Origin of the sequence: Nitratireductor sp. L15S-10, assembly GCF_045011005.1 — a bacterium.
GTDB lineage: Bacteria > Pseudomonadota > Alphaproteobacteria > Rhizobiales > Rhizobiaceae > Nitratireductor.
This window is the reverse complement of the sequence record NZ_CP120675.1, coordinates 48,135-63,399: the sequence shown is the minus strand read 5'-3', so window position 1 is coordinate 63,399 and position 15,265 is coordinate 48,135. Positions and strand designations below refer to the sequence as shown.

The following is a 15,265-nucleotide window of genomic DNA, read 5'->3' as shown; positions in this document are numbered from 1 at the left end:
GCGGGCAGTTGTGCTTATGCGGCCGAACCGGGGATTGAATTGCTTATCGCTGCACGTGGTAGCCTACATCTTTGACTGCCTCGTAAATCGCGTTCTGGGACACTTTTCTGGTGTCGAGTTTCACAAGTGCGCTGCTGTCAACCAGCGAAACCTTTACAGCCTCGATGCCCGGCAATCTCCGCACCGCCCTCTCGATAGTGCCGACGCAATTGGAACAATCCATGCCTCCAATCTTGAACTCGATAATTCTTGATGCTGTCATCGACGACTCCTGAATGGCGATGACGTCCAATCTGGGACCTGCAGTTCCTATAGGGTCAATAGCTTCCCCTCAGAAAGTTTGGATTGTTGTATTCGCCGAGATGGCACGCATATCCCCCTGGCCTCTTCCTTCGTTACCTGCTGGGGCGATGAGACCAAACTTGGCCTTTCCGGACCCTCTCTCAGTACGATCCACCCGGATAGCAGATCGGCAGTGACGATCATGAGAATGGCAAGCCGAAACGCCAGGCTACCCCAAACCCTCCCTGTCATACGCCTTCTTCCGCGTGTTCCGGCGGCATCCGCGAGGGTTCCAACCCGCACTGACTACCGGCTTACCGGCCGTCGTAAGAGGTGCGCCGTGTCTTCGGGGTCTAAGCCGCCGCTCGATAGGGATCACGATAAGCGAGCAGTCGCAAGGCGTTGAAGACCACGAGAAGGGTTGAGCCTTCGTGCACCGCAACCGCCGCGCCAATGCTCAATCCGAAAATCGTCGCTGGTACGAGCACGGCGACGATGCCGAGGCTGACGACGACGTTCTGGAGGATGATCGAGCGGGTCTGGCGGCTGAGCCCGACCGCGAAGGGCAGGTGCGACAGATCATCAACCATCAGCGCCACATCGGCCGTCTCCAGCGCCACATCGGAGCCAGCCGCGCCCATTGCGATGCCGACCGTGGCGCTCGCCATCGCCGGTGCGTCGTTGACGCCGTCGCCGACCATGGCGACCTTGCCTTTGGACCGCAGTTTCTTGATTGCCTCCACCTTGTCCTCGGGCATCAGATCGCCCCAAGCCTCGTCGAGTCCGACGTCTTTCGCGATTGCGTCGGCGACCTTCTGATTGTCCCCCGAGATCATGATCATGCGCGTGACGCCGATCTCGTGCAGCTTAGCTAGGGCATCGCGTGCGGCGCCGCGCGGCGTGTCCATCAATCCGATCACACCAAGATCACGATCGCCGCGGCGGACGACCATCGTGGTGCGGCCGCCGTCGCGCAGCCGCGTCACGGCTTCCATCATCGCCCGGCTCAGAGCCGGAACACCCTCGCTTCCGAACATCTCGGCCTTGCCGATCCAGACTGTCTGACCATCGACAGTCGCCGTCACGCCCTTGCCGGTGAGGCTTTTGAGATCGGACGCGGCGGCGGCAACCTTTCCGCTCAACTTTTCCCTGCCGTCGCGCACGATCGCCTCCGCCAGCGGATGGTCGCTCAGGCTCTCCACGGCGATAGCCACCTCCAGCAGTTCCTGCTCGGTGATGCCGTCGGCGGCGACGATATCGGTGATGCGGGGCCTGCCCTCCGTCAACGTCCCGGTCTTGTCGAAGGCAATCGCCGTCAGCGAGCCAAGGTTCTCGAGCGGTCCGCCACCCTTGACCAAGACACCCCCGCGTGCCGCACGAGCGACACCCGACAGGACGGCGCTTGGCGTCGCGATCGCGAGCGCGCAAGGGCTGGCAGCCACCAGCACGGCCATCGCCCGATAGAAGCTGTCGCGGAACGGCTCGTCTATGACGACCCAACCGAACAGCATCAGGATCGCGAGCACCAGGACCGCTGGCACGAAGATTCGCTCGAACTTCTCGGTGAAACGCTGCGTCGGCGACTTCTGCGCTTCTGCTTCGCTCACCATCTTGACGACCTTGGCAAGCGCACTTTCGGTAGATCTTCGCGTCACCTCGATCTCGATCGCACCCGCACCATTGATCGTGCCGGCAAAGACCCGCGAAGCGCCGTCAACGGAATCAGGCCGCGCACGAGCCGCTGCGACATCGGCAACCGGACGCTTGTCGACCGGGATACTCTCCCCTGTCACTGGCGCCTGATTGACGCTGGTCGTACCCTTGCTAAGGAAGCCGTCGGCGGGAAGACGCTCATTCGGGCGAACAACGACGATGTCGCCGACCACGAGCTCCTCAACCGGAATTTCTGCCGTCTCGCCCTCGCGCCTGACGGTCGCGACCGATGGAGCAAGCTCCGCCAGAGCCTCGATGGCACGCTTGGCGCGGCCCATGGCGTAGTGTTCAAGCGCATGGCCCAGGCTGAACAGGAAAAGCAGCAGAGCGCCTTCTGCGAACGCGCCGAGCGCTGCCGCGCCAGCAGCCGCGACCAGCATCAACGTGTCGATCTCAAATCGCTTGAGGCGGAGATTGTCGATAGCCTCGCGCAAGGTGAAGAAGCCGCCGAAGAAGTAGGCCGCGATGTAGCAGGCGGTGGGGAGCCACCCTGGCGCGCCTGACACCAACTTCTCGATCGCGTAACCGATCCCCAACAGCGCACCGCATGTGAGCGCAAAGATCAGTTCCGTGTTGGGCCCGAGGAATTCACCGTGCGAATGATCGTGGCCATCACCTTCGGAGTGTCGCTCCCCAGGCCCATGATCATGGCCGGCATGCGCATCCTGTTTTCCCGCCAACGCCGGCGAGGCGTCGCCCACCCGCTTGACGCCCAAGTCGCGCATCGAAGACGCGATACTGTCTTCAGAGATCGTGCTGCGATCGAATTCGATATGCACAAGGCCGGCAGCACTCGCCTCGGCTTCGAGTATTCCGTCTAAAGACCGCAGCTTTGCAGCGACGGTGCGGGCCCGACGTTCGTGACCGATCCCGGAGACATTCCAGGTCAGATGCCCGAAGCGAGCTGAAATCTGCGCTCCGGCCGTCCGAGCGATCTCGCGGATCCGGGCCAGCGGCAGGATCTCCGGGTCGTAATGGAGGCATAGTTTCGCAGGCTCCGCGCCTGCACCTGCCACAATGTGGACTCTCTCGACACCCGTTCGAACCTCAAGGTCATCAGTCAGACGCTTGACGCAAGCATCTGCAACGTCGTCGATCTCAGGGAGCAGGACCGGAATGTCCAGACGAAGCTTGCTTGTCATCTAGAAATGCTCCCATGTAAAATATTCCGTGTCCGGCCAGTCGATGACATCCCCAGACAGTTCAGTAGTCGTAGCTTCGCCCCGAACACTGAAACCTGCTTGTAGAGGGGCCTTTGCGTAGCCCAACCAATACTGAAGATTGCGAGAGTGTCGAACGCTTATTTGCTCCGGTCGCGACCTCGCGGCGCCTCTTCAGGTTTCCGCTTTCGCGCTTTCGCCGGTTTTACATAGATTTCCAGCCTGTGGCTGATGATCTCAAAACCGTGCTCCTGCGCAATTTGTTGCTGAAGCTGCTCAATCTGATCAGAACGAAACTCGACCACCCGGCCTGACTCGACATCGATGAAATGGTCATGGTGTTCAGCGTCGGCGCGCTCGAAGCGAGCAGGCCCACTGCCGAAAATGTGCCTCTCAAGGATTCCTTTCTCCTCGAGAAGGCTGAGTGTTCGGTATATCGTTGAAAGCGCTATCCGTGGATCGACTTTCGTCGCACGCCGATGAAGTTCCAAAGCGTCGGGATGGTCCATCGCTTGCTGAAGAACCTCGACGATCACGCGCCGCTGGCCTGTCAAGCGAAGACCGCATTCTTTGCAGATCTTGACGATATCAATTGGATCGATCTGCATCGCAATCAGCCAATCCTGCCGGATATCATTCTATACACCAGCTCCCAAACCCCTCATTTCCCCGACCCGTGATGTCGATCGCTCCAAAATAGCACAAGTTCAGACTCATCCGCCAATGCATGGCCTGATCGACGCTGAGGCTCCCTCATATGGTTGGGATCGTCGCCCTCGCCGATCAAAAGGCGCCTAGCGGGTCGAACGGGCTACCCTCAGCGACCATGAATGCGTCGTACATCGACACTTCTGCATGTCCTTTTGTCGCATCGAAACAAGAATGCCGGCGCTTGAACCTCAAGCAACCTGAGATGTTACCGACGAGGGGAAACGTAGGCCATCTGACCGTCGAGAGGGAAGTAGATGTCGCGATCGCCGTCAGCGTATAGCCCCAAAACGCGCCTCGGACGATGGATCGATGCGCGGATGCCGCTTCCCCGGTTGGTCCACGATTCCTTTGTCTCCTATCCAGTTCCCCGCAATCTCAATTATCTCTACACATTTGGCGGCATTCTGACGCTGATGCTCGGCCTTCAGATTCTCACTGGAGTCGTGCTGGCCATGCACTACAGCACGAATACGGCCACCGCATTCAACTCCGTTGAAAAGATCATGCGCGACGTGAATTCGGGGTGGCTGCTCCGGTATCTCCATTCAAATGGCGCATCGTTCTTCTTTATCGCAGTATACATCCACATATTCCGGGGGCTATACTACGGATCATATAAAGCCCCACGCGAGCTTCTCTGGATATTGGGCTGCATCATATACCTGCTGATGATGGCGGCGGCGTTCATGGGGTACGTGCTTCCATGGGGCCAAATGAGTTTCTGGGGCGCGACCGTTATCACCGGCTTCTTCACGGCGATACCACTTGTGGGGGAGTGGATACAGCAGCTCCTTCTCGGCGGTTTCGCCGTCGACAATCCGACACTGAACCGATTTTTCGCACTGCATTATCTGCTTCCATTTATGATTGCAGGTGTTGTTGTGCTTCATGTCTGGGCATTGCACGTCACGGGTCAAACCAACCCGACAGGCATCGAAGTCAAGCACGAGACAGACACCCTGCCATTTACACCATACGCAACCGTGAAGGACGCATTTGGAGCCATAGTGTTTCTACTCGTGTTTGCATATTTCGTCTTTTACATACCGAACTACTTAGGCCACCCAGACAACTACGTTGAGGCCGACTCTCTGAAGACGCCGGCGAAGATCGTCCCGGAATGGTACTTTCTTCCATTCTATGCGATCCTCCGCGCCGTGACGTTCAACATCGGACCGATCGACTCGAAGCTAGGGGGTGTCCTGGCAATGTTTGGAGCGATCGCGGTGCTCTTCTTCGTGCCGTGGCTCGATACATCGAAAGTGCGATCCGCAGTGTATCGCCCGTGGTATAAAGTGTTCTTTTGGTTGTTTGCGGCAAACGCCCTTTTCTTGGGATGGCTCGGGGCCAAACCGGCGGATGGCATATATGTCGTGTTGATGCAGATCTCGACGGTCATTTATTTCGCGTTCTTTCTGGTGGTGATGCCTGTGCTGGGCTTGGTCGAGACGCCTCGAAGGTTGCCCAACTCGATAACCGAAGCGGTTTTGTCCTCAGCTACGCGGAAGCGTGGCAGCGCTTCCACGCAGGGTGGGAACGCAAGCCCGCAGAACAATGAGCATATCGTTTGAACAGGCCATAGGAGCTCTACCGTGACGGACTTCCGCGAAATCGTTGTCGATGCATGTCCACGGAGTAACCTTACCGGGACCCTCGAATTCTGCCGTGAGCTGGCCAAGGCGTTCGACGCAAGAATCTCCGTCGCTTCCTACGCATGGCCGAAAACGTCGATGAAGGACGTCTTGGCTCCGAACGTTTTCTGGGCCGAAGAGCAGACCAGATTGATGGAGCGCGCACTGGCATCCAGTCGGAGCATGGTCGACAAGGTCTTTGGCGCCGATTCTGAGCAGGTCCACTGGTGTTCGGGAATTGGCGAACCCACCGCTGCAATGCAGGCACACCTCCTGACCGCAGACTTGCTGATCACGGATTCATCCGATGAAGACGAAAGCGTGTTGCCGAACCCGGCTCACGTCGCCCTTGGTTCCGGCGTGCCCGTGCTGCGCCTGGGGCGCTCGGTTGCGAACGCTCGCTTCCCCCGCATTCTGGTCGCTTGGAAGGACACCGCGCAAGCCCGACGCGCGGTTCATGATGCCCTCCCTCTGCTTGTCCGCGCCGAAAGTGTTTCTGTCGTCGGGGTCGGCGATGAGGTTTCGAGCGAACGGCTCGACGCCGTTGCGACGCACTTGCGTTCCCATGGCGCAAAAGCGCAATATTTGCACCTTCCCAACACCGCCGGAGATGCGTGCTCGAGCTTGCTTGAGCAGGCCGGTCGGGAGAGATCGGACCTGATTGTGACTGGCGTCTTCGGACGCAATTCACTCGCCGAACGCGTCTTTGGGGGCGTAACCACGGAAATGCTGAGGAGCACCGAAATCTGCTGGTTCATGTCTCACTGACTTTGAGTTCAGCGTTTGCATATGATCAATGACCATCAAGGCGGCACGAGCTATCGAACAAGCGCTCGATCCGGATCGTTGTGCGCAACGGCATCATCCAGCAGGTTGCCCGGGCCTAGAGCGGAAAGAATCTGCAATCAAAATTGCCGCTCCAAGGACAATCGCGATATCAGCGGTATTGAATGTCGGCCAATGCCAGGCGCCTAAATGCAGGTCGATGAAATCAGTAACCGCGCCTTGTCGCATTCGGTCGTAGATATTCCCGCTCGCACCTCCCGCTATCAGTCCCAGCGCGATGGTATGGCCGTTCGTCTTTGCATAAAGCATCCAAATAAACAGAAATCCGACAACGACCGATGTCAGGAATGACAGCGAAGAAGGAGCGCTGGAAAAATAGCCGGACAGGATTCCGAAGCTGATCCCTGTATTGTAAGAAAGCACAATATTGAGAAATGCGTTTATATAAATTTCTCTTGGCGGGCTCATGATAATCTCGACGATTACAAACTTGGACATTTGATCGATCGAGAACGCCAAAGCCACGCAGGCGAGACCGATGAGAACTCGAGTTGAATTTGCGGATCGCTTCACCGTCATCCTCCGTCACGTTCGGGGATGAGAGTTTCGTCGCTCTAGCGGCTTGAGCTTCAATCGCCGGCAGGCAGCTTCCTGTGGAAAGCCGGGGGCGTGGATCGGCACTTCACGAAGTCGTGCCTCGCGCGCGATGGACGCCGACCTTACGAGCCGTTAAGGGTTTGGTAATATCGGTTAAAGTCGACGGGAGATTGGGGAGTGACCGCCCAAAAGTCGATCGCTGCTTTGTGTGCGGTAGCCGCTTTGACGTTGGGCGCCGGTGGTGCATGGGCCCATCCATCTGCGATGATGACAGGAAGCCTGACATCGCAACCGATTGGACACTATGAGTTCTGCAAGCGTAACGCTTCAGAATGCTCAATTCGCTCTCGCGACGTGACGCCACTGAAAATGTCGATGGATCTCCTCGGGCGTCTGGAGAAACTCACGGTGACCGTGAATCAGGCCATAAAGCCGAAAAGCGACCTCGATCTATATGGCAAGGAAGAATTCTGGACCTATCCCGTAGATGCGGGCGACTGCGAGGACTATGCGCTGGCGAAGCGCCGCGTTCTGATGGAAGACGGCATCTCAGCATCGAACCTGCTCCTGACTGTGTTGCGACGCCCGAACGGCGACGGGCATGCGGTGCTGACCGTTCGAACCGACGGAGGGGACATTGTTCTCGATAATCTCACGGACACGGTTTTGAACTGGGATGAAACCGGATACACCTACCTAAAGCGACAAGCGATTGATCATACCGGTCGATGGGTTTCGATACGAGACGGGGACACGCCGCTTGTCAGCTCCGTTCACTAGTGGCCACAGAAACTCCTGCGTTTTGCCGTGATCCTCGTGGGGCGACCGCCCCGGCGACAATGAGCAGCGCTATGGACACCACGGCAGGAATGTTTCCAGCCCGGCGGAACAATGTCTCAGTAAGCGCGGGGCCGGGCAATGATCCATCGATGACCCCGCTGACGTTCAGGGGAAGCATCTCCGTCACCCGACCATAGCTGTCGACGATCGCGCTGACACCGGTGTTGGCCGCCCGGATGAGCGGCAGACCCGCCTCAAGCGCTCTCGCTCGCGCAGCAAGGAAATGCTGGTAGGGTCCCGCGGAAATGCCGAACCATGCGTCATTCGTGACGTTCAGGATCCACCCTGCTTCGTCGTCGCCCGAACGCGGAAATATTGCCTCATAGCAGATCAAGACCCTCGCGGCTGGCAATCCGACAAGCTGGATCGGTGCGCTGCTCTCACCCGGAACGTAGTCGATATCGCCGACAGTCATTTTCGTGACGCGGAGAACCCTCTTGAAAGGGGTGAACTCACCGAAGGGCACCAATCGCCTCTTGTCGTAGTCCGCGACGACAGCCCCCTTCTCATCGAGTACGAGAACGCTGTTCAGCAGGGCAGGATCATCAGCGCGCCGCTCAGGAGCCTCCCTGACCGCCCCGAAGAGAAGCATGCCCCCGGTCGGTACGCTGGCGGTGAGGGCTGGCGGGATGTTACGGCCAGCTTCAAACAGGACGGGATACGACGTCTCGGGCCAGACTACGTAGCGTGGCCGATCGCTTTCACCAGACGTGCTGAGCGCCAGAAGTTGGTCGAGTATTGCGTTCGCTTGGCCGGCCGCCCACTTCTGGTTTTGCGGGATGTTCGGCTGTACGATCCGCACGCGCGGTCCATTTTCCCCGATGTCGGTCGCGGCCAGGCGCAGCGCCCCGCCAGTCCATAGAGCGGCGAAAGCGATCGTTGGCACCAGGATCAGAAGGAGTGCCGCGGAACGACGGCCCAGCTTGTACTTCTCGGTGATCAGGAGCGGCAAAATCGCCAGGAGAACTGTCAGAAGCCCGAGGCCATAGATGCCCGTGACCGAAATGGCCTGAAGAACTTCATCGCTGAATCCCCAAGCGTATCCAATGAGATTCCAAGGGAACCCCGTCAGTATGGCGCCGCGGGCCATCTCCGCGATGGACCACGTGGCCGGGAGGACAAAGAATGTACCTGGTCCCGATCCGCCGAGATAGCGAGCAGTCATAGCCGCGGATGCAGGAAACAAAGCCAGCAACGTCGAAAGAGCGGTCACCGCGGGCCAGGCCAGCATTCCAAATTGTTCGGCTTCGACCGCGAAGCTCTCGGTGATCCAGCTCAGGCCAACGATGAATTGACCCAGGCCGAAGGCCCATCCTGCAACGAATGCAGCCAGGACGCTTGGGCTGTGGCGTGTCAGAAAGGCGAACGCGGCAAGACCCAAATATGCGAGAGGAAAGACGAAATAGGGTGCGAACCCCAGACCGCTCAGGCCGCCCATCGTGACTGCAATGGGGACGCAGTAACGATAGCGCCACTTGATCCGCGAAATCGGATCGGTTCCAGTTCGTCGTGGATGGTGCCACACCGGCCTAACCGATGTAGCCTAGGCCCGGAAAGCGCTCGAGCAGCCAGAATGCGATCAACGAGAGACGGCCTGTCATCATCAACATTCCCATAGCGATCATGATGCCGCCGGCAAGCACGTTGAGGATATGGCCGGCATATCGCATGCGCTTGAACCCGGCCGCGACGCTGCTGAAGGCGACCGCAACTATCAGAAAGGGGATTCCTAGCCCGACGCTATAGGCTGCGAGGAGAACTGCACCGCTTCCGGCAGATACCGCCGCAAGGGTAAGGATCGAGCCGAGCACCGGGCCAATGCACGGCGTCCATCCAAACGCGAATGTAAGTCCAAGCGTATAGGCCCCGACTGGGCCCGATATCGTCTGCGGCCCCGGCAGTCTGAAATCTCTAAGGAGCGCCGGTATCTTGATCAGTCCTGTCATCACAAGGCCGAAACAGATGAGCAGCGCCCCACCAAGGAGATTTGCCTCGACACTGTACCGCAGGAGAATGCCGCCGAACGCCTGCGCGCCAAGCCCAAGCATCACGAAGACGGTGGAGAACCCGGCTATGAAAAAAAGCGCTGACCAGACGACCTTGATGCGATCGGCGAGCCGCTTGGACGCAGGATCGACGCCGCTGGATACGAACGAAAGATAGCCCGGCACGAGCGGGAGAACGCATGGTGAAACGAATGATATGGCACCCGCCAAAATGGCTGTGAGAAGTCCGATGGCTGAGACATCGATCGCCAAGGCTGTCGTCCTTCCCCTGTCGACTACAATTCCGGGTTCACCCCGTTTGCATATCGGTCTAAATGCTCAAGCGACATGAGGTTCAATGGAAGCCCGGAGAAGCCTGCCGTGACATTGCGACGCGCAGTCGCAGTAGTGTTAACGTTCCATCAAGGTTAACAATCGATTCTCCTTCTGCGTGGGGCATCCGGAGAATGAGATATTGCGGTCCAAACCGAAAGCCGCTTTCGAGCGACGATCATCGAACCGCCATCAGCGTGTCCTCGCGCTTCTCGGCGCGAGTTGGTTCGTGTTCGGCTTCGCATCGCCCACGGGGATCCAGGGCACCAAATCCGAGTTGGGAATCGCTCCCGGGCCGGATCGCTGGGCGGTATATGTCGAGCAGGCCGACAACTGCTCTCACCTGAAGGAACTCCGGCTGCCCGGTGCCGCCATTCCTGGCGATGACGAAAACCTGGATCTGGTGCTCGGCGGTCAACGGGTCAATTTGCGGGCGGATCGAGAGGTTTCTTTCACGCCCCAGCGGGTGGTTGAAGAAGCGAAGAAACCACGTCTGGTCAGCGTAGCGTATCGGAAAGACTTGGAGCCCCCTGTTGGAGAGCAGGCGTTGGCTTCGCGGCTACTTTCGTCGGGGACCGACGCGTCATACTTTCTGCGGGGCTTTTCAAAGCAGGCAGATCCCGAAATGGTGGCGGGCCTGTCTACGTTTCATAGCCCAGCAGACGACCGTCTGGCCGGTGTACCGGCGGCGCTCGCCGATCTGGTCAATAACGATGGCGCCGACATCCTGGCCACGGCCTACGCCCCAAAGGATGAATTCCATGCGTCTTCCGATGCCTTCGTGGCTTTGCTCGGCGCCGACAAGGCCGCCGGTCGCTTCGTTCCGCCTACGACGGAAGGTGACCACGATTGGATGAAGCAGCCTCTACCGGGATCCGTCTTTTCGACAGCCGAGCAAAAGTGCCTTGCTACCGCAATTTATTTCGAGGCACGGGGCGAAGAGGTGAGGGGGCAGGCCGCGGTCGCGCAGGTCATTCTCAATCGGGTGCGCAATCCTGCTTATCCGGCAAGTGTCTGCAAGGTCGTGTATCAAAATGAGAACTGGACAAATAGATGCCAGTTCTCGTTCGCATGCGACGGAATTCCAGATGACATCGTTGATCGGCGCGCTTATCTTCTCGCCAAGGAGGTCGCCATGGCCGTGACGGGGGGCAAGATATTCCTGCCTGAAGTGGCGTCCTCGACGCACTATAATGCAACCTATGTCAGTCCGCGCTGGGCACGCTCCATGGAGCGCATGACCCAAATCGGATCGCACATCTTTTACCGCACCTTTGCTGGTGGCTGGAGTTAATTCATTGTTGAAGCAGATACACGGAAGATCACCCGTAGAAAAAAAACGAACATTCATTACCTGGATGCTGGCACCAGCATGGCTTGCATTACTGGTCGCGACCCAGCCGGAAGGATTTGAGACCCTGGGTTACAGTCTGATAGAGTTTTTGGGGTTCTTCCTGGTATTTGGCGCAGTTCTCGGAAGACTTTGGTGCACCCTGTATATCGGGGGGCGTAAGGATGCGGAACTGTGCCAGAGGGGGCCGTATTCGCTAAGTCGGAATCCACTATATTTCTTCTCGTTTCTCGGGCTCGTGGGCGTATGCCTTGCTGCTCAGAACATATTGTTAATGATTATTAGCGCATCGGCATTCATTCTTTACTATCGATCAGTAATCTTAAATGAAGAGAGGCGCCTCCTTTCGCTCTTTGGGGCTGATTATGTGCTCTATATGGCCCGGGTCCCTCGGTTCTTTCCCAGATTGGATTATCCAGACGGTGAAGATACTGTGATTGTGAACGCTTCTGCATTCATCCGATCGCTGAGGGATGTCGCGTGGTTCCTCGTCGCAATTGTCGGCATTGAAGTGATTGAAGAATTGCGCCAAGCGGCAGTGATCTCTGGCTGGCAACTCCCATTGTAGGCTGGCCCGCTCCGTGTGGTGCTGCGTCGACGGCGTCACGCGAAGCCAGGCCGGATGCAAATGAGTATTAAGTGTTCATCTTGCTGACTGATCTGCCTCGCGCTCCTATCTCCCGGCCAATCAGGCAGTAGTCGCGGCGAACGCGCGGGCCGTGTCAACAGGCTTGCGTATATGCGCAAGTTGCGGTCAGCCGGATCAATGGCCCGACAAGATTGTGGCGCCACTGCCCCATGCGGACGAGCATGGGTTGGCGCCCCCGTAGATGTCCGTCGGGGTCGTTGTCCCATGTCGCTCTTCGTCAATGCCATGCTCGCCCTGAGCATGTCGATCGAGGCCTTTACAGTCTCTGTCGGAGAAGGAACCGCCATCGGTTCACCGCCCCTGAGCGATGCGTTACGGACAGGTTCGATCTTCGGCATTATCGAGGCGACAACGCCCATTCTCGGTTGGATCGCCGGCGTTGCAGCCAGCCGCTTTGTACAGACTGTCGAACATTGGATTGCCTTCGCCCTCCTCGCGGGGAGGTCTCGCACTTTGCGGCCTGGGGACGATGATCCTGCTCGAACCCTCTCACCGATGTGAAAAGACACTTGAAATCGTGGCAGCGCAACAGCTTAGCGGCGGCGCCTTCCAAAAGGGAGCTGCGACATTTGAGCTCTTGAACCTCAACCTGCTCGAGGTCCTACCTTTCCTTTGGCGCGGTGCGTCGGTGCACTCAAATAGGTTGGATATCGCGATGTCAGGTACACTTCTAAACTCGCTAGGACCAGGCGACAAAGCCCCCGGGGTTCTTTGTCCACATTGCAGGATCGACCTCGTCATGAGCGAGCGTCAGGGTATCGAAATCGACTACTGCCCGAAATGTCGCGGCGTGTGGCTGGATCGCGGCGAACTCGACAAGATAATCGAACGGAGCGCGGCGGAAGAGGCCCAGTACGCCCAGGGACAAGCCGGTCGCGGCCGTGCGCAAGCGTCCTCACGCAACACATCGAATGACTGCCGTGAAGATCACCGCCGCGACTATAGCAACCATGATCGTCATGGCGGACACCATGGTCGAAGGCACGGTTCTTTCCTCGGCCGATTGTTCGACTGACACCCCGCCAGGAGCGGAATCATGAAAGCTGCGCGCATTGGTCGGCTAGGATGGTACGCGATTGCCGTGTTGATAACGGCCTCGCCGGCCTATGCCCAATCGATCGATCGCGCGGAGGTCGAGAAGATCGTCCGCGAATACATCATGCAAAACCCGGAGATCATCGAGGAAGCACTTACGGAGCTTGAGAAGCGGAACCAAGCAGTTCAGGCCGAGGCCAGGTCACAAGCGATATTGGCCGAGACTGATGCGTTGCTCCGATCGAGCGACGATGTGATCTTGGGAAACCCGGACGGGAATGCTACGCTCGTCGAATTCTTTGACTTCAACTGCGGCTATTGCAAGCGGGCGGCGCCTGACGTCAAGGCGCTTGTCGCCGAGGATCCCAAGCTGCGGATCGTCTTGAAGGATTTTCCCATTCTTGGACCGGGTTCGGTCGAGGCCGCGAAAGTGGCTCTGGCCGTGAAGCGCGTTGCCGGCGCCGCCGCCGCGCGTGATTTCCATGTCAGATTGATCGGAATGCAGGGACAGATAAACGCTAGCCGGGCCCTGGCCCTGACCGAAGAGATGGGACTCGACCGCAAGAAGCTGTCGGAAGAAATGGCTACTCCGGCGGTCGAGGCCGTCATCGTGGCAAACCTCGCGCTGGCGCAGCGGCTCGGCCTGACAGGAACGCCCTCGTTCGTCGTCGGAGATCAAATCATCGAGGGCGCCGTTGGAAAGGGACCGCTTGCCGATGCAATCGAAGCGGTCCGCCAGAAATGAGCTCTCCGAAGACGAATCCTCTGCCTCTTTGCACGGCAACCCTGTCATCCGATTTCGGTACCGTCTATTGAAGCACCTCGCCAACCCAGCCTCACTGTCGCACCCGACGATCAGCAGCCACCCGCGCGCCATGCCATGTCGCTTGGCAAGAATGGTTGGCGCGAGATGTCTCAAATGCCGCAGCGTTTGACATTCCTACGCCAATGGCTCGCCCATCCCCTGAGGGTAGGGTCGGTGCTCCCCTCAGGAACGTCTCTGGCCCACTTGATGACAAAGGCAATCGACCGCAACACGGAGTCAGTTCTCGAACTTGGACCCGGCACCGGCGTCTTCACCGAGGCTCTCGTAAAACGTGGCTTGGTGCCGGAACAGCTGACGCTGGTCGAACTGGACGAGAGATTTGCTTACTTGCTCACGCGCCGGTTTCCGGGCGCTCGAATTGTCCAGGGCAGTGCGGCTCGCTTATCAGGGGCGGGCATCGGGAGCGATGTCGCATACGGTGCGGTTATCAGCGGGTTGCCGCTCCTTTCGATGCCCTCGCGCACGGTATTTCGCATTGTTGAGGGCGTGGCGCGCAGACTCGGGCCCAGCGGCAATCTCTATCAATTCACCTATGGCGCTCGGTGCCCGGTTGCGCACGCCATACTTGAGAGGCTGGGCCTGGAGGCGCATTTGCTCGGGACCGTCATATGGAACCTGCCGCCGGCGTCGGTCTATCGGATTTCACGTACTCGGGTTGATCCGAAGGTGACATCAGCGTCCGAACCGCATGTGACGTCAGACGCCCATACAGCTCTCATCCATAAGCAAAACCCGACCGTGATGTGTTGGGAAGGGGAACGGGTTTCCCGTCAATAGAAAGAGCAAGGAGTTCGATATGTTCACGAGACGCGAGATGCTGGCCGGCACAACGGCATTTGCAGTCCTCGCGGCACTGCCCGCGCGAGCACAGACCGGTGTCAACCATAAAGTCCAGATGCTGAACAAAGGGAAGAAGGGCGCAATGGTTTACGAGCCGGACTTCGTGGCTGCTTCCCCCGGCGATACCATAACCTTCTTTCCAACCGACAAGTCCCACAACGCCGAGAGCATAAAAGGGATGCTGCCGGAAAATGCGCTCCCGTTCAAAGGCAAGCTGAATGAACAGATCACCATCACCATCGAGAAGGAGGGCGTCTATGGCGTAAAATGTGTCCCGCACTACGGAATGGGGATGGTGATGCTTATCGCCGTAGGGACGCCAAGCAACCTGGATGAAGCCGGGGCAGTCAAGCATCCGCCAAAAGCAAAAAAGCGGTTCGACGAGCTGCTTTCTGAAGTTCCCGCGGCTTGATCCATTCCGGATTGCGCCAGTAACTGTGGATGGCAGCGTACGAACACCCGGTGACGAAATTGCATGCTGCCATCTCTGGGAAGAAAAGCGTCGAAACCCCTTGAATACGATGTT

The 15,265-nt window shown here is 58.3% G+C and carries 16 protein-coding genes; 10 read left to right on the top strand and 6 right to left on the bottom strand.

Annotated features, from left to right (window positions below; genetic code table 11):
* Window positions 1–43: 43 nt before the first annotated feature.
* The 3 genes from P2W41_RS18310 to P2W41_RS18300 form a co-directional block, all read right to left on the bottom strand.
* On the bottom strand, window positions 44–262 hold the full coding sequence (locus P2W41_RS18310; protein ID WP_223006725.1) for a heavy-metal-associated domain-containing protein: 219 nt from the start codon (window positions 260–262) through the stop codon (window positions 44–46).
* 373 nt (window positions 263–635) lie between these two features.
* The gene (locus P2W41_RS18305) at window positions 636–3,137 is read right to left on the bottom strand and encodes a heavy metal translocating P-type ATPase (protein WP_223006726.1); all 2,502 of its coding nucleotides are present in this window, start codon (window positions 3,135–3,137) and stop codon (window positions 636–638) included.
* Window positions 3,138–3,295: 158 nt separating this feature from the next.
* Window positions 3,296–3,763: a Fur family transcriptional regulator gene (locus tag P2W41_RS18300; protein ID WP_223006727.1), complete on the bottom strand. Its 468-nt coding sequence runs from the start codon at window positions 3,761–3,763 to the stop codon at window positions 3,296–3,298.
* A gap of 357 nt (window positions 3,764–4,120) precedes the next feature.
* On the opposite strand from P2W41_RS18300, the gene P2W41_RS18295 reads away from it, so the two are divergent.
* Both P2W41_RS18295 and P2W41_RS18290 read left to right on the top strand, forming a co-directional pair.
* Window positions 4,121–5,437 carry a cytochrome b N-terminal domain-containing protein gene (locus P2W41_RS18295; RefSeq protein ID WP_223006728.1) on the top strand — a complete coding sequence of 439 codons (1,317 nt, stop codon included), beginning with the start codon at window positions 4,121–4,123 and terminating at the stop codon, window positions 5,435–5,437.
* Window positions 5,438–5,458: 21 nt separating this feature from the next.
* On the top strand, window positions 5,459–6,265 hold the full coding sequence (locus P2W41_RS18290; RefSeq protein WP_223006729.1) for a universal stress protein: 807 nt from the start codon (window positions 5,459–5,461) through the stop codon (window positions 6,263–6,265).
* A gap of 93 nt (window positions 6,266–6,358) precedes the next feature.
* Here the strand turns inward: P2W41_RS18290 and lspA are convergent, their stop codons facing one another.
* Window positions 6,359–6,862, bottom strand: a complete 504-nt coding sequence (gene lspA / locus P2W41_RS18285; RefSeq protein WP_255612947.1) for a signal peptidase II — start codon at window positions 6,860–6,862, stop codon at window positions 6,359–6,361.
* 282 nt (window positions 6,863–7,144) lie between these two features.
* Here lspA and P2W41_RS18280 point away from each other — a divergent pair, with 282 nt between their 5' ends.
* Entirely contained in the window at window positions 7,145–7,660 is a 516-nt protein-coding gene (locus P2W41_RS18280; protein ID WP_404935044.1) for a transglutaminase-like cysteine peptidase, read from the top strand.
* Here P2W41_RS18280 and lnt read toward each other — a convergent pair.
* Window positions 7,644–9,158, bottom strand: a complete 1,515-nt coding sequence (gene lnt / locus P2W41_RS18275; protein ID WP_223006732.1) for an apolipoprotein N-acyltransferase — start codon at window positions 9,156–9,158, stop codon at window positions 7,644–7,646. The two genes, P2W41_RS18280 and lnt, sit on opposite strands and share 17 nt — an antisense overlap.
* A 91-nt stretch (window positions 9,159–9,249) precedes the next feature.
* Window positions 9,250–9,978, bottom strand: a complete 729-nt coding sequence (locus tag P2W41_RS18270; protein ID WP_223006733.1) for a cytochrome c biogenesis CcdA family protein — start codon at window positions 9,976–9,978, stop codon at window positions 9,250–9,252.
* Between the two features lie 202 nt (window positions 9,979–10,180).
* On the opposite strand from P2W41_RS18270, the gene P2W41_RS18265 reads away from it, so the two are divergent.
* The 7 genes from P2W41_RS18265 (at window position 10,181) to P2W41_RS18235 (ending at window position 15,151) form a co-directional block, all read left to right on the top strand.
* Window positions 10,181–11,332 carry a cell wall hydrolase gene (locus tag P2W41_RS18265; protein WP_074896900.1) on the top strand — a complete coding sequence of 384 codons (1,152 nt, stop codon included), beginning with the start codon at window positions 10,181–10,183 and terminating at the stop codon, window positions 11,330–11,332.
* Window positions 11,333–11,396: 64 nt separating this feature from the next.
* Complete coding sequence (locus P2W41_RS18260) at window positions 11,397–11,957, top strand: isoprenylcysteine carboxylmethyltransferase family protein (RefSeq protein ID WP_143088118.1); 561 nt, start codon at window positions 11,397–11,399, stop codon at window positions 11,955–11,957.
* A 285-nt stretch (window positions 11,958–12,242) separates the two neighbouring features.
* The gene (locus tag P2W41_RS18255; protein ID WP_074896903.1) at window positions 12,243–12,539 is read left to right on the top strand and encodes a manganese efflux pump; all 297 of its coding nucleotides are present in this window, start codon (window positions 12,243–12,245) and stop codon (window positions 12,537–12,539) included.
* Between the two features lie 154 nt (window positions 12,540–12,693).
* Window positions 12,694–13,053: a zf-TFIIB domain-containing protein gene (locus P2W41_RS18250; protein ID WP_074896924.1), complete on the top strand. Its 360-nt coding sequence runs from the start codon at window positions 12,694–12,696 to the stop codon at window positions 13,051–13,053.
* Window positions 13,054–13,074: 21 nt separating this feature from the next.
* The gene (locus tag P2W41_RS18245; RefSeq protein ID WP_074896906.1) at window positions 13,075–13,818 is read left to right on the top strand and encodes a DsbA family protein; all 744 of its coding nucleotides are present in this window, start codon (window positions 13,075–13,077) and stop codon (window positions 13,816–13,818) included.
* A gap of 267 nt (window positions 13,819–14,085) precedes the next feature.
* Window positions 14,086–14,676, top strand: a complete 591-nt coding sequence (locus P2W41_RS18240) for a class I SAM-dependent methyltransferase (RefSeq protein ID WP_240532837.1) — start codon at window positions 14,086–14,088, stop codon at window positions 14,674–14,676.
* Window positions 14,677–14,695: 19 nt separating this feature from the next.
* On the top strand, window positions 14,696–15,151 hold the full coding sequence (locus P2W41_RS18235) for a pseudoazurin (protein ID WP_009452593.1): 456 nt from the start codon (window positions 14,696–14,698) through the stop codon (window positions 15,149–15,151).
* The last annotated feature ends 114 nt before the right edge of the window (window positions 15,152–15,265 follow it).